The sequence below is a fragment of the Streptomyces sp. NPDC051211 genome, assembly GCF_040689505.1.
In the GTDB taxonomy this organism is placed as follows: domain Bacteria; phylum Actinomycetota; class Actinomycetes; order Streptomycetales; family Streptomycetaceae; genus Streptomyces.
Genome location: NZ_JBFBAV010000073.1, coordinates 1 through 20,840 on the forward strand (window position 1 = coordinate 1; position 20,840 = coordinate 20,840).

Below are 20,840 nucleotides of genomic sequence, written 5' to 3' on the forward strand. Positions count from 1 at the left end.
TTCCCGTCAGTCCTTGTCTTTCCGGGGCCGGCCGGCCTGTCAAGGGTGGAGCGCAGCGACATCGCGAAGCGACGCGACGAAGGAGCGCCCTTGACGGGGCGGACGGACACGGAATGACACTGGGACTGCCGGGAAGGCCCCCCGCCTGCTCTCTGATTCCGTCCAGGCGAAGCCCCGGCACCCTGTGGCCCCGCCCGACCGGCCCGGCCCGGCCTGGCCGAGCCCGCCCCGGCCAGCCGCCGCTCCAGCAGTTGAGCGGGATCGCGGCCGGGTGGGCCGCTGCGCGGAGCCTTTCCCCTACCCGCCCCTTCCCGAACTGGGGCTCCGCCCCAGACCTCGCGCCTCAAACGCCGGCGGGGCTGGAAGGCGGGCTCCGCCCCAGACCTCGCGCCTCAAACGCCGGCGGGGCTGAAATCGGGCTCGCGCCACGGCGTCCGCAGCCCACCCCGTCAGCCCTTGGCCGCTTCGCGCCCGCGCAGGCTGGGGTGCCCGCAGGGCACATCCAGCCCCGCCGGCGATTGAGGCGCGGGGGTCCGGGGGCTGGCCCCCGGCAACGGCGCCGCACCAGACCTCCGTTCGGAGGTGGCTGGTGGGCCGGCCCCCGGCAACGGCGCTGCACCAGAGCTTCGTTCGGAGGCGGCTGGTGGGCCGGCCCCGGCAACGGCGCCGCAGCGGACCTCCGTTCGGAGGTGGCTGGTGGGCCGCCCCCGGCAACGGCGCCGCACCAGAGTTCCGACCGGAGGTGGCTGGCAGGCCCCCGCCCCACCCCGGCCCCGTGCGGCGGGGCGAAGGAGCGGCGCGATCGGGTCAGGGACCCGCAGCCCCGCCCGCCCCCTCACACCCTCCGGACCTCCACCCCCGCCTTCTCGAAGGCGGTTGCCGCCGCAGGGGAGAGGCCCGCGTCCGTTACCAGAACATCCACTGCTTCCGTCGGGCAGATGCGGGCGAAGGCCCGGACGCCGAGTTTGGTCGAGTCCGTGGCGACCACCACCCGGCGGGCGCGTTCGCAGAGCAGGCGGTTGACTGAGGCTTCCTCCTCGTGGCGGGTGGAGATGCCGTCCGCCGGGTCGAAGCCGTCCACGCCCAGGATCGCCGTGTCCAGGGTGATCTGGCCCAGGACGCCGTCCGCGAGGGGGCCGGTCAGTTCGTAGGACTGGGGGCGGGCCACGCCGCCCGTCACCACGATCTTGAACTGGGGGCGGATCGCCAGTTCCGACGCGATGTTCAGGGCGTTGGTCACCACCGTCAGCGCGGGAGAGCCGGCCGAGCCCGTGGCCAGGTCCGGGCGGGCCGTCAGGGCGCGGGCGACTTCGGTGGTCGTCGTGCCGCCCGTCAGGCCCACCACCTCGCCCGGCGCGACCAGCTCCGCCACCGCCTCGCTGATCCGCCGTTTCTCCGCCGCCCGCCGGGTCGTCCGGTAGCGCAGCGGGAGTTCGTACGACACGCCGTGCTGTACGGCGCCACCCCGCGTGCGGACCAGCAGCTGCTGTTCCGCCAGCTGGTCGAAGTCGCGGCGGATGGTGGCCGCCGACACGCCCAGTGTCTCGGCCGCGGTCTCGACCTCGAGTCGGCCCCGCTCCACCAGCAACTCCAGCAGCGCTTGCCAGCGCGTCTCCCGGGACATGAACGAGTACCCCTCCGCAGATGCTTGAAGTTGATTGAAAGAGAGCTATATCTTGCAGGAAACTGCAACAACGCACCCATGTAACAGCAAGCATGGGCCACCCCCACCCCCACCCCCCACCCCCTCCCCACTCCACCCCGCCCCACGCCCACAGCAAGCCTAGGGAGCCGGCATGAGCCATGTCGCGTACGAGTTGAGCACGCAACCGGAATGCTGGGAACGGGCCGCCGAACTCGCCCCCGCCCAACGGGCGGTGCTTCCGCAGCCGGGGGAGCGGGCCGCGATCGTCGGCTGCGGGACCTCGTACTACATGGCCCAGGCCGCGGCCGCCCTCCGTGAGGGCGCCGGGCAGGGGGAGACCGATGCGTTCGCCGCCTCCGAGTTCCCCCACCACCGCCGCTACGACCGGGTCGTCGCCCTCACCCGTTCCGGCACCACCACCGAGGTCCTCGACCTGCTGGCCGCCCTCCGTGACGCCGGAGTCCGCACCACCGCCGTCATCGGCGACCCCGCCACCCCCGTGAAGAACGTCGCCGACGAGCTGGTCGTCCTCGACTTCGCCGACGAACGGTCCGTGGTGCAGACCCGGTTCGCCACCACCGCCCTCACCCTGCTGCGCGCCCACGTCGGCCGCCACACCCCGGCCGTGGTCGCCGACGGCCGCACCGCACTCGCCGAGCCGGTGCCCGAACGCCTCAGTTCCTGCGGCCAGTTCACCTTCCTCGGCCGCGGCTGGAGCGTCGGCATCGCCCACGAGGCCGCCCTGAAGATGCGTGAGGCGTCCCTCTCCTGGGCCGAGTCGTACCCGGCGATGGAGTACCGGCACGGGCCGATCAGCGTCACCGGCCCCGGCACCGTCACCTGGTCGCTCGACGAGGCCCCCGAGGGCCTCGCCGAGCAGGTGACCGGCGCCGGAGCGCAGTGGGTGGCCGGCCGGCTCGATCCGCTCGCCGAGCTGGTACGGGTGCACCGGCTGGCGCTGGCCGTCGCCGCCCAGCAGCAACTGGACCCGGACCGGCCGCGCAACCTCACCCGGTCCGTGATCCTCACCCCCGGAGCCGCAGCCGGAGCCGGAGCCGGGGCCGCAGCCGGAGCCGGAGCCGGAGCCGCAGCCGCAGGCGGGCTCGCAGCCGGAGCCGGAGAGGAGGCGGTCCGATGAGCCTGGTTTCCACCGGACAGCTGGTCCGGGAGGCGGCCGCCGCCGGCCGCGCCGTCGCCGCGTTCAACATCATCACCCTGGAGCACGCCGAGGCCGTCATCGCCGGAGCCGAACGGACCGGCCGGCCGGTGGTCCTCCAACTCAGCGAGAACGCAGTCCGGTTCCGGGGCGGCCGGGTGCTGCCCATCACCCGTGCCGCAGCGGCCTGTGCCGAGGCCGCCGAGGTGCCCGTCGGCCTGCACCTGGACCACGTCAAGAGCCCCGAGCTGCTGCGCCAGGCCGCCGATGCCGGCTTCGGCTCGGTGATGTACGACGCGGCCCACCTGCCGTACGCGGAGAACCTGGAGGCCACCCGGTCGGCGGCGGACTGGGCGCACGCCAACGGGCTGTGGATCGAGGCGGAGTTGGGCGAGGTGGGCGGCAAGAACGGTGCGGCGCCGCTGGACCCGCACGCGCCGGGCGCCCGTACCGATCCGGAGGAGGCGCGGCGCTTCGTCGCCGATTCCGGGGTGGACGCGCTGGCCGTGGCCATCGGCAGCACCCACGCGATGACCAGCCGTACGGCCGCCCTCGACCACGGCCTGCTGGCCCGGCTGACCAAGACCGTGGACGTGCCGCTGGTGCTGCACGGCTCCTCGGGGCTGCCGGACTCCGAGCTCGCGGCGGCCGTCGCCGGCGGCATCCGCAAGGTCAACATCGGCACCGCGCTCAACGTGGCGATGACCGAGGCGATCCGGACCCACCTGACCGCGGCCGACCCCCGGCCCTACCTGACGGCCGCCCGTACGGCGATGACGGCGACCGCCGCGGCTATGATCTCGGCGCTGAACTGACGCGGACGCGAACCGGGGGGAAGATGAGCGAGCTGCGGCGTACGCACACCACCAGCCGACGAGGGTTCCTGGCCCTGCTGGGCGGCTCCGCTCTGCTGTTGCTGCCGGGGGCGGCCGGCTGCTCCGCGTCGGGGTCGGATGCGGAGCAGCCCGTCGAGGACCACCTGCGGGTGCGGACCGACGCCGAGCCGCTGCGCAAGCGGTTCACCGGCCTGGGCGAGCTGTCCGACCCGCACTGGCTCGGCTACGACGTCGACTTGGCCGGCGACCGGGTGACGATCCCCGGGCCGGACGCGCGGATCCGGCTCGTCGGCGTGGCGCAGCTGCCGAAGGGCGCGGTGGCGGCCGTCCTGCGCGATGCGCCGCCCGGCGACCTCTTCGAGCCGGCCGAGCTGCCCGCCGACATCCCGGCGCCGCTCGCGCCGCACCTGCCCGAGCGTTCCGGCTGGCGGGCGAGCACGGCGTACGACCTGCGGGTCCTGGCACGTGATCCGGCGCAGCCGATGAGCAACGACCAGGCGGACGGGCAGTTCTTCCTCCACGAGGGGCGCGACCTGGTCTGGTTCGACACGCTCTTCCTGGAAACCTGACCTGACCTGACCTGACCTGACCTGACCTGACCTGACCCGACCCGCTCCCCCCGGCCCCGCCCGCCCCGAGCCGCCCCGTCCGGCCCCGCAGACCGGGCTCCTCGGCGCGGCCCTTCCGGATTCTTGGAACAGGTTCTACTCTGTGCGCCGCCACCGCAGCACTGCAATGAGCTGCAGCCAGCCGCAGTCAGCCATCCGGAGGGGCCGTGCACCTCGAATACACGCCTGAGCAGCAGCAGTTGCGCGCCGAGCTGCGTGCCTACTTCGCCGAGCTCGTGCCGGCCGACGTCTACGGCCGGTACGAAGACCCGGCGGCGCAGAAGCGGTTCTACCGGGAGACCATCCGCCGGCTCGGGTCCGACGGGTGGCTCGGGGTGGGGTGGCCCAAGGAGTACGGCGGGCGCGGGATGTCGCCCATGGACCAGTTCATCTTCTTCGACGAGGCCGCGCAGGCCGTCGTACCGCTGCCGTTGATGGCGCTCAACACCGTCGGCCCCACGATCATGCAGTTCGGCACCGATGAGCAGAAGGCCTACTTCCTGCCCCGCATCCTCGCCGGTGAGATCGACTTCGCCATCGGCTACAGCGAGCCGGACGCGGGCACCGACCTCGCCGCGCTCAAGTGCAAGGCGGTCCGCGAGGGCGACGAGGACACCGGCACGTACGTCGTCGACGGGCAGAAGATCTGGACCACCAACGGCGACACCGCCGACTGGGTCTGGCTGGCGGTCCGCACCGACCCCGAGGCGCCCGCCCACAAGGGCATCACCATGCTGCTGGTGCCGACGAGCGACCCCGGTTACTCCTTCACCATCATCAACACCCTTGCCACGCACGACACCACGGCCAGCTACTACGAGAACATCCGCGTCCCGGCGAGCCGTCGCGTCGGCGCGGAGAACAAGGGCTGGCGGCTGATCACCAACCAGCTCAACCACGAGCGGGTCACCCTGGCCGCGCACGGCACCATGGCGATCCGCGCCCTGCACGACGTCCAGCGCTGGGCCGCCGGGACCAAGCTGGCCGACGGCCGCCGGGTCATCGACCTCGGCTGGGTCCGCGGCCGGCTCGCCCGCACCCACACCCGGCTCGACGCCATGAAGCTGCTCAACTGGCAGATGGTGAAAGCCGTCCAGGACGGCACGCTCACCCCGCAGGACGCCTCCGCCGTCAAGGTCTACGGTTCCGAGGCGCGGCGGGACGCGTACGCCTGGCTGATGGAGGTCGTCGGCGCGGCCGGCCCCCTGAAGGACGGTTCGGCCGGCGCCGTCCTGCACGGCGAACTCGAACGCGGTTACCGCAGCGCCGTCATCTTCACCTTCGGCGGCGGCAACAACGAGATCCAGCGCGAGATCATCTCGTGGATCGGCCTGGGCATGCCCCGCGTCCGCCGCTGACCCTTGGTCATCGCCCCGTTTCGACTGCCCGAGACGGGGCCCGGCGTCCGCCGGAGGCTCGGCTGCTCGTCCGAGGTCGGTGACCCGCGTCACACCCGGCTCCTGTCAGCAATCGGGGCGCCGTCTCGTTCAAGGGGCACGCGAACGAGACAGGAGCAACGCCATGAAGCACCGCATCGTCGTACTCGGCGCCGGATACGCCGGGGCCTTCGCCGCCGGAAACCTGGCCCGTCGGCTCTCCCCTGCCGACACCGAGATCACCGTCGTCAACGCCGGGTCCGACTTCGTTGAGCGGATGCGGCTCCACCAGCTCGCGATCGGCCAGGACCTCGCGTTCCGCAAGCTCACCGACGTATTCGCGGGCACCGGGGTGCGGCTGCGCCTGGCGCGCGTCACCGGCGTCGACCCTGAGCGCAGGACCGTCGCCGTGTCCGGCGAGGACGGCGACGCCGAGCTCGCGTACGACACGCTTCTCTACGCGCTCGGCAGCTCCGTAGCCCACCATGGCGTCCCCGGTGTGGCCGAGTACGCCTTCGATGTGACCGGCCTGTCCTCGGCGCTGCGTCTGCGCGAGCGCCTGGCCGGCCTGGGCGAGGGCGGCACCGTGCTGGTCGTCGGTGAGGGGCTGACCGGCATCGAGGCCGCCACCGAGTTCGCCGAGTCCCGGCCCGACCTCTCGGTCGCGCTCGCCGCCCGCGGCGAGCTGGGCGCCTGGCTCTCCCCGAAGGCCCGCCGTCATCTGCGCCGGGCCTTCGACCGGTTCGGCATCACCGTCCACGAGCACACCGGCATCGAAGCCGTCGAGCCGACACGGGCGATCGCCGCCGACGGTACGTCCATACCGGCCGACGTGACCGTGTGGTCGGCCGGGTTCGCCGTGCATCCCATCGCGGCCGCCAGCGGCCTGGAGGTCGCCGAGACCGGCCAGATCGTCGTCGACCGCACCATGCGCTCGGTCTCGCATCCGGACGTCTACGCCGCCGGTGACTGCGCCTACGCGATCGGCGAGAACGGCCGGCCGCTGCCGATGTCCTGCGCCTCGGCCGGCTTCACCACCATGCAGGCGACCGCCGCGATCATCGCGCGCCTGACGGGCAGCGAGGTCCCGACCACCGGGCTGAAGTACCACGGCAACCACATCAGCCTCGGGCGGCGGGACGCGATCTTCCAAATGGTGGACGGGGACGTCCGGTCGAAGTCCTGGTACCTGGGCGGCCGGACCGCTGCGCGGCTCAAGTCGGGCGTGCTCAACGGGGCCGGGTGGGGCATCGTCCACCCGACCTTCGGCATGCCGAAGCGCAAGCGCCGCCTGGCCACCGCGCCTGACCAGGCCGGTGTGAGGGTCGCCGCATAGGCTTCTCCGCATGGATAGCGCAGCCATCGATCGGTTCGAGGCCAGCCGGGACCGGCTGGCCTCGCTCGCGTACCGTCTGCTCGGCTCGGCGGCCGACGCCGAGGACGCCGTTCAGGACACGTTCCTCCGCTGGCAGGCCGCGGAGCGGGTACATATCGAGGTGCCGGAGGCGTGGCTGACCAAGGTCGTGACCAATCTCTGCCTCGACCGGCTCCGCTCGGCGCAGGCGCGCCATGAGCGCGCTGTCGGAGACTGGCTGCCCGAGCCACTCCTCGAGGGCGACCCGATGCTCGGCCCTGCCGATACCTTCGAGCAGCGCGAATCGGTGTCCTTGGCCGTACTGACCCTCTTGGAGCGCCTCTCGCCGGTCGAGCGGGCCGCTTACGTCCTGCGCGAGGCCTTCTCGTACCCCCACGCCGAGATCGCCGGGATCCTCGACATCACCGAGTCCGCGAGCCAGCAGCATGTCCACCGGGCCCGGCGCCGGGTCGCCGCCGAACGCCGCGGCGGCGGCGAGGTGGACCCCGCGTCCGCGCGCCGGATCGTGGAGGAGTTCCTCGCCGCCGCCACGTCGGGGCGCACCGAACGGCTGGTGGCGATGCTCACCGCCGACGCGACCGTGGTCTCGGACGGCGCCGGACTGGCCAGGCGGCTGCTGCGGTACAAGACGCCCGAGCGCATCGCCTCCTACGTGCGGATCGGCTTCAAGCCCACTCCGGCGAAGCGGCGGCTGGCCGGCGGCTCGCCCGCGATGCACATCGCGCTGGTCAACGGCTCCCCGGCCGTCCTCGCCGTGGTCGACGGCCGGGTCGTGGGCGCCGTGGCGTTCGAAGTCGGCGACGGCAAGGTCGCGTCCCTGCGCGGCATCGCTGCCGCGGACCGGCTCGTGCGCCTGAATGAGGCCTGGCGGCAGCACGAACCCGACGCGCCGGTCATCGACGCATGGTGACCGGAGCCACCGGAATCCGGTGACCTGAGTCGGAGCGAGGACGGCACCCCTTCGGCCCCGCGCTGCACAGCAGCACGGGGGCCGAAGCTCGGTCCCATCGGTCACGTCGAGAGTCAGCAGCCGCCGGTGGCGACGGGGGCGCCGACGGTGGCCGGCGAAATCGGCCGGGCTGCGGTACCGGACGGTGTGGAGCTGGCGGCCGCCGAAGTCCCGGCGGCCCGGAACGGCGGGCAGGAAGGGGCGGGTCCAGGTGCCGGTGGCACTGATGACCGCGCGGGCCTGCCAGTCGCCGCAGTCGGTCTCGACGCGGAGGAAGGCGCCGTCGCGGTGGACGGCGTCGACCCACGCGCCGCGCTGGACCGGGAGTTCGTACCGCTTCTCGTAGTCGGCGAGGTACGCCACCACGTGCGCGGCGTCGGGGTGGACCTCGCCGGGCTGGGGCGGCATGAGCCGGCCGGGGCGCTCCGCCGGTTCCGCCCCCGCCGACTCGGTCGACCCGGCCGCCGTCGAGGCGATGCGCGAAGTCGGCATCGACATGTCCGCCGAGACCCCCAAGATCCTCACGGTCGACGCGGTCAAGGCGTCCGACGTGTGCATCACCCGCGTAGAGGCCCGACCCGAAGTTCTCGTCGACCTCGACCCTGCCGGACCCGCAACAGGCGGTACCGCCCTCGACCACCTGCAGCGCTGCCGCGGCGTATCCGGCACGGACGCTCTCGCGCAGACGCAGTTCGGACTCGCTGCTCACGGGATGCCTCCTTCCCTGCCGCTGAGAGCTGTTTCGATGGTTATGGAATCAACGGTGCCTCCTGAATCGACTGTCGTCAACAGGAACGGGCATCAGGCCAGGCATCATGGGCAGCCGTGAACATCACCGTCACCCCCATGACCGAGGCCCACGCCCAGCAGGTCCTGGCGATCTACCAGGCAGGCATCGACGCAGGCGACGCCACCTTCGAGACCGAAGCCCCCCTCCTAACACCGCCAGCCTCGCCCTCCACCGCCGCGCGGGCTTCCGCGTGATCGGCACCCGCGAACGCATCGGCCGCCACCGCGGCCGCTGGCGCGACGTCGTCCTGCTCGAACGCCGGAGCGCCGAAGACTTCTGACCGTGCTGCCGCAAGCAGTCGTGCCCGGGCCAACTCCCGTGCCGTGCTTGCCCGGGACGGGGGCGCCCGCCGCGCCCGCTCGCTACCCTGGACGGATGGGGACGAGGATCGACGCCGACGACGCCGCCGACGACGCCGCCGACCCCGGGCTGTACGGGCCGGCGTCCGTGACCTGGCAGTGCCATGGGGATCCGATGATGTGGATCGCCGGCGTCCGCGCGCTCTACCTGCAAGCCCTGCACCCCCGGGCCGTCCGCGGGGTAATGGCCAACAGCGAGTTCGAGCGGGACGCCTGGGGCCGGCTGCTGCGTACCGCCGACTTCGTCGGCACCCTCACCTACGGCACCTCCGAAGCCGCCGAACAAGCCGGCGCCCGGGTCCGGAAGATCCACCGGAAGCTCTCCGCCACCGACCCCGCCACCGGCGAGCCGTTCCCGCTCGACGACCCCGAACTCCTCCTCTGGGTCCACTGCGCGCAGATCGACTCCTTCCTGCACATACTGCGCCGCTCCGGTGTCCCCCTCACCCCCGCCCAGGCCGACCGCTACGTCGACGAGAACCGGGTCAACGCCCGCCTGGTCGGCCTGGACCCGGCCGAGGTCCCGGCCACCGTCGCCCAGCTGGCCGGGTACTTCGAAAGGGTCCGCCCGGTACTCGCCGCCGGCACCGATGCCGCCGCCGTCGACGCGTTCCTGCGCCGGCCGCCCGTACCCCGGCTCCTCGTACCCGCCCGGACCCTGCTGTGGCGGCCGATCGCCGGCCTCGCGTACGGATCACTGCCCGGCTACGCGCACCGGCTGTACGGGCGGACCGCACCCGACCCCCGCGCGGTCACCCGGCGCCTGCGCCTCACCGGACGCCTGCTGCGCAGCATTCCCGCAGGTCTGCGCTGGCAGCTGCCGCCAGGTCACATCTTGAGAGCGATGCGCCGCATGGGCCCCACGAGTCGCCCCTCGACGTACACACTGCGCAGATCGGCGGCCATACTGGACGGGCCGGGGAGGGCATGAGCGCACAGCACGACAACGGGGGCGGCACCAGGAGATGGCGGAGAGCAGACTGATCCATGGCCGTTACCGGTCCCTCGACCTGATCGGCCGGGGCGGTATGGGCGAGGTGTGGCGCGCCCGGGACGAGTCGCTCGGCCGTCACGTCGCGGTCAAATGCCTCAAGCCGCTCGGCCCGGAACAGGACGCCCACTTCACCCAGGTCCTGCGGGAACGCTTCCGGCGCGAGGCGCGGGTGGCGGCCTCGCTCCAGCACCGCGGCGTGACCGTGGTCCACGACTTCGGTGACGAGAGCGCATCCGGCGGCATGCTGTTCCTCGTCATGGAGCTCCTGGAAGGCCGCAACCTCAGCCAGCTGATGGAGGACAACGGCCGGCTGCCGCTTCCCGTGGACGTCGTCGTCGACGTCGCCGAACAGGTCGCCGCCGCCCTCGCCTACACCCACGAACAGGGCGTGGTGCACCGGGACCTCAAGCCCGCCAACATCATGCGGCTGACCGACGGCACCGTGAAGATCTGCGACTTCGGCATCGCCCGCCTCGCCCACGACATCGGCTTCACCGCCAAGCTCACCGGCGGCGGCATGGCCATGGGCACCCCGCACTACATGTCACCCGAGCAGATCGCGGGCGGCGAGGTCGACCACAGCAGCGATCTCTACTCCCTCGGCTGTGTGCTGTACGAGATCGCCACCGGTGCCCCGCCGTTCGACCTCGGCGACTCCTGGTCCGTACTGGTCGGCCACCGGGACACCGCGCCCGTGCCGCTGCGCACGCACCGGCCCGAACTGCCCGAGTACTTCGAACGGGTGGTGCTGGACCTGCTCGCCAAGCGGCCGGAGGACCGGCCCGCCGACGCCCGGCGGCTGCACACCCGGCTGGTGGAGGCCCGCCGGGGCCCGCAGGCCGCCCCTCATGGTGCCCTTCATGGTGCCCTTCATGCTGCTGCCGGCCCCGCGGCCGCCCTGCCCGCCTGGGCCCACGGAATGACCGCCGGCCGCAAGGCGGGCCTCGACGCGCGCCCCGCGAGCGGTGAGTGGACGGTACTGACCGGCTCCTGGACCGCAGCCCGCCCGACCCGGCCGCCGTCCGCCGCGCAGCAATCGGCTGCCCCGCCGACCGGCCCGGCCACGGCCGGCTCGGCCACCGTGCGCCCGGCCGTGCCCAGCCCGGATGCTGCCCGTCCGGCCGTGCCCAGCCCGGATGCTGCCCGTCCGGCCGTGCCCAGCCCGGATGCTGCCCGCCCGGATGCTGCCCGTCCGGGCGCCGAGCACCCGCACGCCGAGCACCCGGGCGCCGAGCACCCGCACGCCGAGCACCCGCACGCCGGGCACCCCGAGCGCCCGCGCGTCGACGCCCCCCGTGCCGATGCCCCGCGCCCCGAAACCGCCGAGGACCCCCGCCTCACCGCCCCCTACGGAGTGCCCCGCGCCCTCGGCCCCGACCACCCCGACACCCTCACCGCCCGCTACGAGGCCGCCTTCGCCCTCAGCCGGGCCGGCCGCCCCGCCGACGCCCTCGCCGAATACCGGCAGATCGCCGAGGACCGCGCCCGGGTGCTCGGCCCCGACCACCCCGACACCCTGGCCGCCCGCCAGGAGACCGGCTACGTCCTGGGCCAGCTCGGCCGGTACCAGCAGGCGTACGAGGTGTACGCGGGCGTGCTCGCGGCCCGCGAGCGGAGCACCGGCGCCGACCACCCCGACACCCTGCTCTGCCGGCACAACCTGGTCTGCACCCTCAGCCGGCTCGGCCGGCACGCCGACGCGCACCGGAGCGCCGCCGAAGTGGCCGACGCCCGCGCCCGGGTGCTCGGCGACGACCACCCGGACACCCTGCTCACCCGCTACGAGGCGGCGTACGCCCTCGGCCAGCTCGGCCGCTGGGAGGAGGCCCTCGACGGCTACCGGCAGGTTGCCGCCGCCCGCGAACGCAGCCTCGGCCGCGACCACCCGGACACCCTGGCCGCCCGCTACGAGATCGGCATAGCGCTGGGCCGGCTCGGCCGCGGCCCCGAGGCCCTCGACCTGTACCGCTCACTGGTCCGCGACCGAACCCGCGCCTACGGTGCCGCCGACCCCGAAACCCTGCGCGCCCGGCACGTCCTGGGCGTCAACCTCGGCCGGCTCGCCCGCTGGGAGGAAGCCCTCTCGGAAGCCCGGGAAGTGGGCGTGCTGCGCGCCAAGGTGCTCGGCGCAGAACACCCCGACACCCTGGTCAGCCGCCGCGAGGTCGCCGTCGGGCTGGGCTGGCTCGGCCGCTGGGAGGAGGCGCTGCCGCTGTACCGGGAGATCGCCGGCGTGCGCGACCGCGCGCTGGGCACCGACCACCCGGACACCCTGGACGCCCTCGGCGACCAGGCGTACTGCCTGGAACGCCTCGGCCGGGACGCCGAGGCCACCGCGCTCCGGGCCCGCATCGCGGACCTGCGCGGCCAGGGATTCGCATACGGCAGCGCACTCCCGCCGGCGGTCGGCAGCTAGGGGTGTCCTGCCGGTCGGTCGCCCGGCCGGGACCCTGGCCGGGCGGCCCGCGGCATGTTACGAAGAGCCATGACGAACCGGAACGGCACCACCCAGGGCTTCACGCAGGGTTTCACGCAGGACGTGTACGACGCCGTGATCGTGGGCGGCGGCCACAACGGCCTGGTCGCCGCCGCCTATCTGGCCCGCGCCGGACGCTCCGTCCTGGTCCTCGAACGGCTCGGGCACACCGGCGGAGCCGCCGTCTCCACCCGCCCGTTCGCCGGCGTGGACGCCCGGCTGTCCCGCTACTCCTACCTGGTCTCGCTTCTCCCGGCAAAGATCGTGCGGGACCTCGGCCTGCACTTCGAGGTGCGCAAGCGGACCGTCGCCTCCTACACCCCCGCCGTCCGGGACGGGCGCTCCACCGGGCTGCTCGTCGGCGGCGGCGAAGCCCGGACCCGGGAGTCCTTCGCCCGGCTGACCGGATCCGAGCGCGAGTACGAACAGTGGCGCGCCTTCTACGGAATGACCGCACGGGTCGCCGAACGGGTCTTCCCCACGCTCACCGAACCCCTGCCGTCACGGGCGGACCTGCGGAGCCGCATCGACGACGAGACGGCCTGGCGCACCCTGTTCGAGGAACCCCTCGGGCGGACGGTCGAGGAGCGGTTCACCGACGACCTGGTCCGCGGCGTGGTCCTCACGGACGCCCTGATCGGCACCTTCGCCGACGCCCACGACCCCTCGCTGGCGCAGAACCGCTGCTTCCTCTACCACGTGATCGGCGGCGGGACCGGGGACTGGGACGTGCCGGTCGGCGGAATGGGCGCCCTGACGGACGCGTTGGCCGCCGCGGCCCGCGCGGCCGGCGCCGAGATCGTCACCGGCCACGAGGCGGTACGGATCGACACCGACGGGGTCACCGCCGCCGAGGTCGCCTTCCGTACGGCCGGCGGGGAGGGCCGGGTCACCGGACGGCGGGTGCTGGTGAACGCCTCGCCCCGGGACCTCGCCCGGCTCCTCGGCGAGACCCCGCCACGGCCGGCCGAAGGCGCCCAGCTGAAGGTGAACATGCTGCTGCGCCGGCTGCCCCGGCTCAAGGACACCGCCGTCGACCCGCGCGAGGCCTTCGCGGGCACCTTCCACATCGGCGAGGGGTACGCCGAACTCGCCCGGGCCTACGCGCAGGCGGCGGCCGGGGAGCTGCCGGCCGCCCCGCCGTCCGAGATCTACTGCCACTCGCTGACCGACCCGGGCATCCTGGCGCCGGAGCTGGTGGAACAGGGGTACCAGACGCTCACCCTGTTCGGACTGCACACCCCGGCCCGGCTGTTCGAGAAGCACGGCGGGGGAGCGGAGGAGGCGAAGGAGGTGCTGCTGGCGGCCACCCTCGCACAGCTCGACGCGCACCTGGCCGAGCCGCTGGCCGACTGCCTGGCCGAGGACGCGGACGGCCGGCCCTGCATCGAGGCGAAGAGCCCGCTGGACCTGGACCGCGAACTGCGGCTGCCCGGCGGGAACATCTTCCACCGCGAACTGTCCTGGCCGTACGCCGGGGAGGACACGGGCCGGTGGGGTGTGGAGACCGGGCACCGTACGGTGCTGCTGTGCGGGGCGGGGGCGGTGCGCGGCGGCGGGGTCAGCGGGATTCCGGGCCACAACGCGGCGATGGCGGTGCTGGGGCGCTGATCCGGTAGCCGGACGGTCGCGAGGTTGTGCGGACACCCGGTCGCCGGGCGCGCCGGGCGCGCCGGGTTCACCGGGTTCACCGGGGCAGCTGGGTGAACAGGCGCGGCAGCGACAGGGAGGCGAGGCCGGTCAGCAGGACGAGGCCTGCCGCGCAGAGCAGCAGCACGTGCATCGGCCCGCCGGCGTGGAGGAAGGCCGCACCGATGAGCCCGCCCGCGAACATCGCCGCCACCGACCCGGCCCGCCGGGCGGTGGCCCAGCGCGCATGGGTGAACGCGGGGTCGTGCCCGAGCAGCGAACCACCGAGGAAGGCGGTCATCGCCCGGGTCACCAGCGTGGTCGGCATGTCCGGCACGCTCACCCGCATCGCGGTGACATTGCGCAGGCCCATCGCGGCCGACAGCACCGCGACCGTGGCGAGATGACGGCGGGACGGCGCGCTGTGGACGGGTTCCAGTCCCCAGGCGGTCACGGCGGCCACCGCCACCATCAGCGCCTCCACCAGCAGGGCCAGGACCAGCCAGCGGTGGCGGTGTGCCTCCAGCCGCCACTCCAGTGGCTCGGGGGACGGAAATCCTCGCGGGGGCCAGTGTCCGGTGCGGGCGCCGGGCCGGAGGCGCCCGGGGCGCCCGGACCGGGCGGGAGCCGTTCAGTCGGCCGAACGCTCCCAGCCGGCCGCCTCGATACGGGCGGCGTCGGCGGGCCGGTCCTCGGCGAAGAGGAGTCCGGCCGGCTCCGAGACCCGCAGCACGTCGACGTACACCCCGCGGCCCACGTACCGGCCGGTCGCCGCGTGCCGGAACCGCAGGCGGACCGGGCGGCCGGCCCACGGGGCGAGGGAGGCCTCCAGCCGGTGCCAGATCCGGCCCGACCAGCCGCCGGCCCGGCCCTGCGGCCAGTGCTCCGGGCTGCCGCCGGTGGTGCGTACGGTCGTGAACGGCAGCGGCTCCCAGGGCCCGTCCGGTGCGGCCGCGGCTTCGAGGTGCAGGGCGCCCTCGTCCGGGACGGTGTCCCACCAGACGGCGCAGCGCAGCCGGGCGCAGTCGGTGGCCGGCGTCAGCGGAGGCAGGGTGAGGGTGCCGGAGGAGTCCGGGGCCATGCCGGAGAACCAGGCGGGGCCGCCGTGCCGGGTACGGACCGGGACGGCGCGGGCGAAGGCGTTGCCGACCGCGACCCGGGGCGCGCTGCCGGCCCGCCAGGTGCGCACGGGGTGGACGGAGTTGCCCAGCAGGACGAGGAAGGAGTCGGTGGAGGGGTCCAGGACGAGGGAGGTGCCGGTGAAGCCGGTGTGGCCGGCCGAGTGCGGGGTGGCCATGGCGCCCATGTACCAGTGCTGGTAGAGCTCGAAGCCGAGGCCGTGGTCGTGGCCGGGGAAGGCGGTGTTGAAGTCGGTGAAGAGGAGTTCGACGGAGGCGGGGCGCAGGATGCGCTTGCCGGCGTAGACGCCGCCGTCGAGCAGGGCGCGGGCCAGGACGGCGAGGTCCCAGGCGGTGCCGAAGACGCCGGCGTGGCCGGCGACCCCGCCGAGGGCGTACGCGTTCTCGTCGTGGACGCTGCCCCAGACCAGGCCGCGGTCCAGGCCGGACCAGGGCGGGCGCTGGATCTCGGTGGCGGCGGTGATCCGGCGCCAGGAGAGCGGTGGGTTGTAACGCGTGCGGTGCATCCCGAGCGGAGCAGTGATCTCGTCGTTGAGCAGCGTATCCAGAGTGTGTCCAGTGATCTGTTCCAGGAGCAGCTGGAGCGCGATCAGGTTCAGGTCGGAGTAGCGGTACACGCTGCCCGGGGGCTCCTGCGGCCGCACCGACCACAGCAGCCGCAACTGCCCCTCCCGGGTGGCCTCCTGGTAGAACGGCGCCCACGACCGCAGCCCCGAGGTGTGGGTGAGCAGCTGCCGGACCGTGATCAGTTCCTTGCCGCCGCCGGTGAACTCCGGCAGGTAGCGGTCCACCGGGGCCTCCAGTTCCAGCCGCCCGCGCTCCATCTGCTGCACCGCCAGCACCGAGGTGAACAGCTTGGTCAGCGAGGCCAGATCGAAGACCGTGTCCTCGGTCATGGCGATCCGCTCGGCCGCCGGGAACTCCCGCGGCCGGTCGGTCCGCCCGTCGTAGTCGGCGTACCGGACCGCGTCGCCCATCGCCCGGTGCAGGGCCACCGTCCGGCCCCGGCCGGCGAGCACCACGGCGCCCGCGTAGTACGGGTGTTCCGGTGAGGGGCCCAGGAAGCGCCGGGCCGCCTCGGCGGTCGCCTCCAGCCGGCTCTCCAGCAGGCCCGCCTGCCGGGCCGATCCGTACCGCAGCCGCAGGCCCTGGAGGGCGCGGCGTTCGGCCGGGTTGCCCATCGCCCCGGCGCTGCCGGGCAGGGCGGCACCGAGCAGGAGCACCCCGCCCAGGGCCAGCAGCCGGGCCCCCAGCCGTCGACGGCTCAGCCCGCCGCCCGTGCCGGTCTCGTCGCTCCCTCCGGCCTCGCGGCTCCCGTCGCCGGCTCCGCCGAGTCCGCCGCCCAGTCCGCTGCCGAGTCCGCCGCCGAGCACGCCACCGGCGTCGCCGGCCGGCCCGTTCCAGGTGTCCGCCCCCCTGTTCGTGTCCGCATCCGCGTCCTTCGTCGCCCCCGTGTTCTCGCCCATGGCCGGGCCCTCCTGTCGCTCGTCGCGCACGCTAACGGTTATCTGCCCGTCCGCCCGCGCTCCCCGCCCGTACCGCCCCGCAAAGAATCTGACGCTGTATCAGAAAATCTCTTCCCTCGGCCGCCGCGCTGCGGCATCCTGCCGCCCATGGAGACGGAGCTGAGCAAGAAACTGGGAGTCGAGCACGCCATCTTCGGCTTCACGCCCTTCCCGGCGGTCGCCGCTGCCATCACCCGCGCGGGCGGGTTCGGCGTCCTCGGCGCCGTCCGGTACACCGCCCCCGACGACCTCAAACGCGACCTCGACTGGATGCAGGACCACACCGGCGGCAAGCCCTACGGCCTGGACGTGGTCATGCCCGCCAAGAAGGCCGTCGACGGGGTCGGCGAGGCCGACATCGAGGCGATGATCCCCGCCGGACACCGCGAGTTCGTCCGCGAGACCCTCGCCAAGCACGGTGTCCCCGAGCTCCCCGAGGGCGAGGTCTCCGGCTGGCGCATCACCGGGTGGATGGAACAGGTCGCCCGCAACCAGCTGGACGTCGCCTTCGACTACCCCATCAAACTGCTGGCGAACGCGCTCGGTTCCCCGCCCGCCGACGTCATCGCCCGTGCCCACGACCGGGGCGTCCTGGTCGCCGCCCTCGCCGGGAGCGCCAAGCACGCCCGCCGGCACGCCGAAGCCGGCATCGACATCGTCGTCGCCCAGGGCTACGAGGCGGGCGGGCACACCGGCGACATCGCCACCATGGTGCTGGTTCCGGAGATCGCCGAGGCCGTCGCCCCGCTGCCGGTCCTCGCCGCCGGCGGCATCGGCAGCGGCGAACAGATCGCCGCCGGCCTGGCCCTCGGCGCCCAGGGCGTCTGGCTCGGCTCGCTCTGGCTCACCACCACCGAAGCCGACCTGCACTCCAGGGCCCTCACCGAGAAACTCCTCGCCGCCGGCTCCGGCGACACCGTCCGCTCCCGCGCCCTCACCGGCAAGCCGGCCCGCCAGCTCCGCACCGAATGGACCGACGCCTGGGACGACCCGAACGGGCCCGGCGCCCTTCCCATGCCGCTCCAGGGCCTGCTGGTCGCCGAGGCCGTCTCCCGGATCCAGAAGTACGAGGTCCAGCCCCTGCTCGGCACCCCCGTGGGCCAGATCGTCGGCCGGATGAACAGCGAGCGCAGCGTCCAGGCCGTCTTCGACGACCTCACCCGCGGCTTCGAGCGGGCCATCGACCGCATCAACCGCATCGCCGGCAGGGGGCAGTCATGAGCAGTACGCCCAACGGCTTCTGGGCCCAGGCCGCCGCCGACCCGGACCGGATCGTGCTCACCGCTCCGAACGGAGAGCAGTGGTCCGCCGGCCGCCTGCACGCCGCCGCCAACCAACTCGTCCACGGCCTGCGGGCCGCCGGCCTGGAACGCGGCGACTCCTTCGCCGCGGTCCTCCCCAACGGCGTCGAGTTCTTCACCGCCTACCTCGCCGCCTCCCAGGCCGGTTTCTACCTCGTCCCGGTCAACCATCACCTGGTGGGCCCGGAGATCGCCTGGATCGTCTCCGACTCCGGCGCCAAAGTCCTCATCGCCCACGAACGGTTCGCCGCGGCCGCCACCGCCGCGGCCGACGAGGCGGGCCTGCCCGCGAGCCACCGGTACGCCGTCGGAGCCGTCGCCGGCTTCCGTCCGTACGCCGAACTCCTCGACGGACAGACCGGAACGGCACCCGAGGACCGCACCCTCGGCTGGGTGATGAACTACACCTCCGGCACCACCGGCCGCCCCCGCGGCATCCGCCGCCCCCTCCCCGGCAAACTCCCGGAGGAGACCTACCTCGGCGGATTCCTCGGCATCTTCGGCATCCGCCCCTTCGACGACAACGTCCACCTCGTCTGCTCGCCGCTCTACCACACGGCCGTGCTCCAGTTCGCCGGCGCCTCCCTGCACATCGGCCACCCCCTGGTGCTGATGGACAAGTGGACGCCGCAGGACATGCTGCGCCTGATCGACACCCACCGGGCCACGCACACCCACATGGTGCCCACGCAGTTCCACCGCCTCCTCGCCCTGCCGCAGGCGGTGAAGGACGCGTACGACGTGTCCTCGATGCGGCACGCCATCCACGGCGCCGCGCCCTGCCCCGACCACGTCAAACGGGCGATGATCGACTGGTGGGGGACCTGCGTGGAGGAGTACTACGCGGCCAGCGAGGGCGGCGGTGCCTTCGCCACCGCCGAGGACTGGCTGAAGAAGCCCGGTACGGTCGGCAAGGCCTGGCCGATCAGCGAACTCGCCGTCTACGACGACGACGGCAACCGGCTGCCCGCCGGTGAACTCGGCACCGTCTACATGAAGATGAGCACCGGCGGCTTCAGCTACCACAAGGACGAGGGCAAGACGCGGAAGAACCGCATCGGCGACTTCTTCACCGTCGGCGACCTCGGGGTGCTCGACGAGGACGGCTACCTGTTCCTCCGGGACCGCAAGATCGACATGATCATCTCGGGCGGGGTGAACATCTACCCCGCGGAGATCGAGTCCGCGCTCCTCACCCACCCGGCGGTCGCCGACGCGGCCGCCTTCGGGATCCCGCACGCCGACTGGGGCGAGGAGGTCAAGGCGGTCATCGAGCCGGCCGAGGGCTTCGCGGCCGGGCCGGAGCTGGCGGCCGAGATCCTGGCCCACTGCGAGCGGCAGCTGGCCGGCTACAAGCGTCCGAAGACCGTCGACTTCATCGAGACGATGCCGCGCGACCCCAATGGCAAGCTCTACAAGCGACGGCTGCGCGACCCGTTCTGGGAGGGCCGCGAGCGCGCGGTGTGACGGGGCCCGCCGCAGGTCGGAGAGGCTCACTGCCTCGGGGCACGGCGATAGGCCGAGCAGCGCAACCTGTCCGGCCGGCCGGGCTAAAACCGGCCGTGCCTGCGCCGGAGCGGGCGGCGGTGTCGGTGAGATGAGCGGCGGACCGACGCGGTCCGCCCAACTCACCGCACTCCTTCGGCCCTGAGGGGCCGTGAGGTAAAGGACACTATGAACGTGAGCACGAAGCCCCGCCGCGCCTCCCGGCGCCGGACCCTGGCCACCGCGGCGCTCGCCGCTGCGGCCATCACCGGCCAGCTCCTCGTCCTGGCGCCGATGGCCCAGGCCGACGGGGACAAGCGCAAGCCCGCCCCGACCACCAACCGGATGGAGCCGCCGCCGGAGCACCAGGACCCGAACTACGGCGAAGACCCGCGCAAGAAGGAGAAGTCGAAGGTCCTGCACGGCCTGCGGCAGTTCACCTCGGACGGCACCTTCACCGTGCCGAAGGGCGTCACCTCGGTCTTCGTCCAGGCCTGGGGCGCCGGCGGCGGCGGTGGCGGCGGCGGCGGTGCCTCCACCAACGGCAACGGCGGCTTCAGCGGCGGTACCGGTGGCGGTGGCGGCGGTGGCGGCTTCGCCTGGTGCGCCATCCCGGTCAAGCCCTCCAAGACCTACGAGGTGGTCCTCGGCGACGGCGGTACCAACGGCACCGGCGGCCCGGTCGCGACCGAAGGCACCGACGGCGGCGAGGGCGGCGACACCACCCTCACCTCGTCCAGCGGCGACAACCTGGTCACCGCCCCCGGCGGCGGTGGCGGCGGTGGCGGCGGTGGCGCGACCGCGACGGCGGCCGGCACGCCCGGCACCGCCGGCGCCCCGGGTGCAGCGGGTACCTGCCGCACCGGCGGACTCGGCCGGCCCGGCCTGCCCGGCCAGCCCGGCGAGGTGGACGGCAGCGGCGGCGCCGGCGGCGGCGTCGCGGATGGCATCGTCGGCCTGCCGAACGGCGCCGCCTTCGGCGGCGACGGAGGCGCGGGCGGCACCGTCGACCCGGAGACGGGGATCGCATCGCGTGGCGAGGACGGCGAGGACGGCGGCGACGGATACGTCGTCATCTTCTGGTAGTCCCGCCTAGTACGCCTTCTTCTCCAGCAGGACCGCGCCGGCCGCGGACCCCCCCGACCCCGGGGGGCCCGGGCGGCCCGGGTGGGGGGGCGGGTGCCCCGGGCGGTAAACCGGCCGGGTGGAGCCCCGTC

Annotated in this window: 16 protein-coding genes and 2 pseudogenes; 14 read left to right on the forward strand and 4 right to left on the reverse strand. The window is 73.7% G+C overall.

Annotation, left to right across the window (positions count from 1 at the left end):
* Positions 1 to 835 precede the first annotated feature (835 nt).
* Positions 836 to 1,624 carry a DeoR/GlpR family DNA-binding transcription regulator gene (locus tag AB0447_RS35140; protein ID WP_366481018.1) on the reverse strand — a complete coding sequence of 263 codons (789 nt, stop codon included), beginning with the start codon at positions 1,622 to 1,624 and terminating at the stop codon, positions 836 to 838.
* A gap of 172 nt (positions 1,625 to 1,796) precedes the next feature.
* On the opposite strand from AB0447_RS35140, the gene AB0447_RS35145 reads away from it, so the two are divergent.
* From AB0447_RS35145 to AB0447_RS35170, 6 genes are all read left to right on the forward strand, one after another.
* Positions 1,797 to 2,783 carry a sugar isomerase gene (locus tag AB0447_RS35145; RefSeq protein WP_366481019.1) on the forward strand — a complete coding sequence of 329 codons (987 nt, stop codon included), beginning with the start codon at positions 1,797 to 1,799 and terminating at the stop codon, positions 2,781 to 2,783.
* On the forward strand, positions 2,780 to 3,616 hold the full coding sequence (locus AB0447_RS35150; protein WP_366481020.1) for a class II fructose-bisphosphate aldolase: 837 nt from the start codon (positions 2,780 to 2,782) through the stop codon (positions 3,614 to 3,616). Before AB0447_RS35145 ends, AB0447_RS35150 begins: the two co-directional genes overlap by 4 nt.
* 23 nt (positions 3,617 to 3,639) lie before the next feature.
* Positions 3,640 to 4,206: a hypothetical protein gene (locus AB0447_RS35155; protein ID WP_366481022.1), complete on the forward strand. Its 567-nt coding sequence runs from the start codon at positions 3,640 to 3,642 to the stop codon at positions 4,204 to 4,206.
* A gap of 206 nt (positions 4,207 to 4,412) precedes the next feature.
* The gene (locus AB0447_RS35160; RefSeq protein ID WP_366481023.1) at positions 4,413 to 5,603 is read left to right on the forward strand and encodes an acyl-CoA dehydrogenase family protein; all 1,191 of its coding nucleotides are present in this window, start codon (positions 4,413 to 4,415) and stop codon (positions 5,601 to 5,603) included.
* Between the two features lie 163 nt (positions 5,604 to 5,766).
* On the forward strand, positions 5,767 to 6,957 hold the full coding sequence (locus tag AB0447_RS35165; protein WP_366481024.1) for an FAD-dependent oxidoreductase: 1,191 nt from the start codon (positions 5,767 to 5,769) through the stop codon (positions 6,955 to 6,957).
* A gap of 10 nt (positions 6,958 to 6,967) precedes the next feature.
* Positions 6,968 to 7,906 (forward strand): sigma-70 family RNA polymerase sigma factor, encoded by a 939-nt coding sequence (locus tag AB0447_RS35170; protein WP_366481025.1) that lies wholly within the window; start codon positions 6,968 to 6,970, stop codon positions 7,904 to 7,906.
* A 144-nt stretch (positions 7,907 to 8,050) separates the two neighbouring features.
* Here AB0447_RS35170 and AB0447_RS35175 read toward each other — a convergent pair.
* Positions 8,051 to 8,365 (reverse strand): annotated as a pseudogene (locus AB0447_RS35175) (NAD(P)-binding domain-containing protein); the annotation flags it as partial.
* On the opposite strand from AB0447_RS35175, the gene AB0447_RS35180 reads away from it, so the two are divergent.
* The 5 genes and pseudogenes from AB0447_RS35180 to AB0447_RS35200 all read left to right on the forward strand — a co-directional run bounded on the left by AB0447_RS35180 (position 8,352) and on the right by AB0447_RS35200 (position 14,175).
* Positions 8,352 to 8,774 (forward strand): hypothetical protein, encoded by a 423-nt coding sequence (locus tag AB0447_RS35180; protein ID WP_366481026.1) that lies wholly within the window; start codon positions 8,352 to 8,354, stop codon positions 8,772 to 8,774. The pseudogene AB0447_RS35175 and the gene AB0447_RS35180 sit on opposite strands and share 14 nt — an antisense overlap.
* A gap of 17 nt (positions 8,775 to 8,791) precedes the next feature.
* Positions 8,792 to 9,015: pseudogene (locus AB0447_RS35185) on the forward strand (hypothetical protein).
* Between the two features lie 95 nt (positions 9,016 to 9,110).
* Entirely contained in the window at positions 9,111 to 10,025 is a 915-nt protein-coding gene (locus AB0447_RS35190) for an oxygenase MpaB family protein (protein WP_366481027.1), read from the forward strand.
* 34 nt (positions 10,026 to 10,059) lie between these two features.
* Complete coding sequence (locus tag AB0447_RS35195; protein ID WP_366481028.1) at positions 10,060 to 12,504, forward strand: tetratricopeptide repeat protein; 2,445 nt, start codon at positions 10,060 to 10,062, stop codon at positions 12,502 to 12,504.
* Positions 12,505 to 12,573: 69 nt separating this feature from the next.
* The gene (locus tag AB0447_RS35200; protein ID WP_366481029.1) at positions 12,574 to 14,175 is read left to right on the forward strand and encodes an NAD(P)/FAD-dependent oxidoreductase; all 1,602 of its coding nucleotides are present in this window, start codon (positions 12,574 to 12,576) and stop codon (positions 14,173 to 14,175) included.
* Positions 14,176 to 14,251: 76 nt separating this feature from the next.
* Here AB0447_RS35200 and AB0447_RS35205 read toward each other — a convergent pair whose 3' ends face one another.
* Together AB0447_RS35205 and AB0447_RS35210 are read right to left on the reverse strand one after the other, a co-directional pair.
* Positions 14,252 to 14,731, reverse strand: a complete 480-nt coding sequence (locus AB0447_RS35205) for a YoaK family protein (RefSeq protein ID WP_366481035.1) — start codon at positions 14,729 to 14,731, stop codon at positions 14,252 to 14,254.
* A 93-nt stretch (positions 14,732 to 14,824) separates the two neighbouring features.
* On the reverse strand, positions 14,825 to 16,798 hold the full coding sequence (locus AB0447_RS35210; RefSeq protein WP_366481030.1) for a serine hydrolase: 1,974 nt from the start codon (positions 16,796 to 16,798) through the stop codon (positions 14,825 to 14,827).
* A 147-nt stretch (positions 16,799 to 16,945) separates the two neighbouring features.
* Between AB0447_RS35210 and AB0447_RS35215 the strand changes: the two genes are divergently transcribed.
* The 3 genes from AB0447_RS35215 to AB0447_RS35225 all read left to right on the forward strand — a co-directional run bounded on the left by AB0447_RS35215 (position 16,946) and on the right by AB0447_RS35225 (position 20,709).
* The gene (locus tag AB0447_RS35215; RefSeq protein ID WP_366481032.1) at positions 16,946 to 18,058 is read left to right on the forward strand and encodes a nitronate monooxygenase family protein; all 1,113 of its coding nucleotides are present in this window, start codon (positions 16,946 to 16,948) and stop codon (positions 18,056 to 18,058) included.
* Positions 18,055 to 19,605 (forward strand): acyl-CoA synthetase, encoded by a 1,551-nt coding sequence (locus tag AB0447_RS35220; protein WP_366481033.1) that lies wholly within the window; start codon positions 18,055 to 18,057, stop codon positions 19,603 to 19,605. The genes AB0447_RS35215 and AB0447_RS35220 overlap by 4 nt, the downstream gene beginning before the upstream one ends.
* A 213-nt stretch (positions 19,606 to 19,818) precedes the next feature.
* Positions 19,819 to 20,709, forward strand: a complete 891-nt coding sequence (locus AB0447_RS35225) for a hypothetical protein (protein WP_366481034.1) — start codon at positions 19,819 to 19,821, stop codon at positions 20,707 to 20,709.
* Positions 20,710 to 20,840: the final 131 nt, after the last annotated feature.

Coding starts and splice junctions, on each gene's coding strand:
- AB0447_RS35140 (WP_366481018.1), bottom strand. CDS start 1,624: ATGTCCCGGGAGACGCGCTGGCAAGCGCTGCTGGAGTTGCTGGTGGAG.
- AB0447_RS35145 (WP_366481019.1), top strand. CDS start 1,797: ATGAGCCATGTCGCGTACGAGTTGAGCACGCAACCGGAATGCTGGGAA.
- AB0447_RS35150 (WP_366481020.1), top strand. CDS start 2,780: ATGAGCCTGGTTTCCACCGGACAGCTGGTCCGGGAGGCGGCCGCCGCC.
- AB0447_RS35155 (WP_366481022.1), top strand. CDS start 3,640: ATGAGCGAGCTGCGGCGTACGCACACCACCAGCCGACGAGGGTTCCTG.
- AB0447_RS35165 (WP_366481024.1), top strand. CDS start 5,767: ATGAAGCACCGCATCGTCGTACTCGGCGCCGGATACGCCGGGGCCTTC.
- AB0447_RS35170 (WP_366481025.1), top strand. CDS start 6,968: ATGGATAGCGCAGCCATCGATCGGTTCGAGGCCAGCCGGGACCGGCTG.
- AB0447_RS35180 (WP_366481026.1), top strand. CDS start 8,352: ATGAGCCGGCCGGGGCGCTCCGCCGGTTCCGCCCCCGCCGACTCGGTC.
- AB0447_RS35190 (WP_366481027.1), top strand. CDS start 9,111: ATGGGGACGAGGATCGACGCCGACGACGCCGCCGACGACGCCGCCGAC.
- AB0447_RS35195 (WP_366481028.1), top strand. CDS start 10,060: ATGGCGGAGAGCAGACTGATCCATGGCCGTTACCGGTCCCTCGACCTG.
- AB0447_RS35200 (WP_366481029.1), top strand. CDS start 12,574: ATGACGAACCGGAACGGCACCACCCAGGGCTTCACGCAGGGTTTCACG.
- AB0447_RS35210 (WP_366481030.1), bottom strand. CDS start 16,798: ATGGGCGAGAACACGGGGGCGACGAAGGACGCGGATGCGGACACGAAC.
- AB0447_RS35215 (WP_366481032.1), top strand. CDS start 16,946: ATGGAGACGGAGCTGAGCAAGAAACTGGGAGTCGAGCACGCCATCTTC.
- AB0447_RS35220 (WP_366481033.1), top strand. CDS start 18,055: ATGAGCAGTACGCCCAACGGCTTCTGGGCCCAGGCCGCCGCCGACCCG.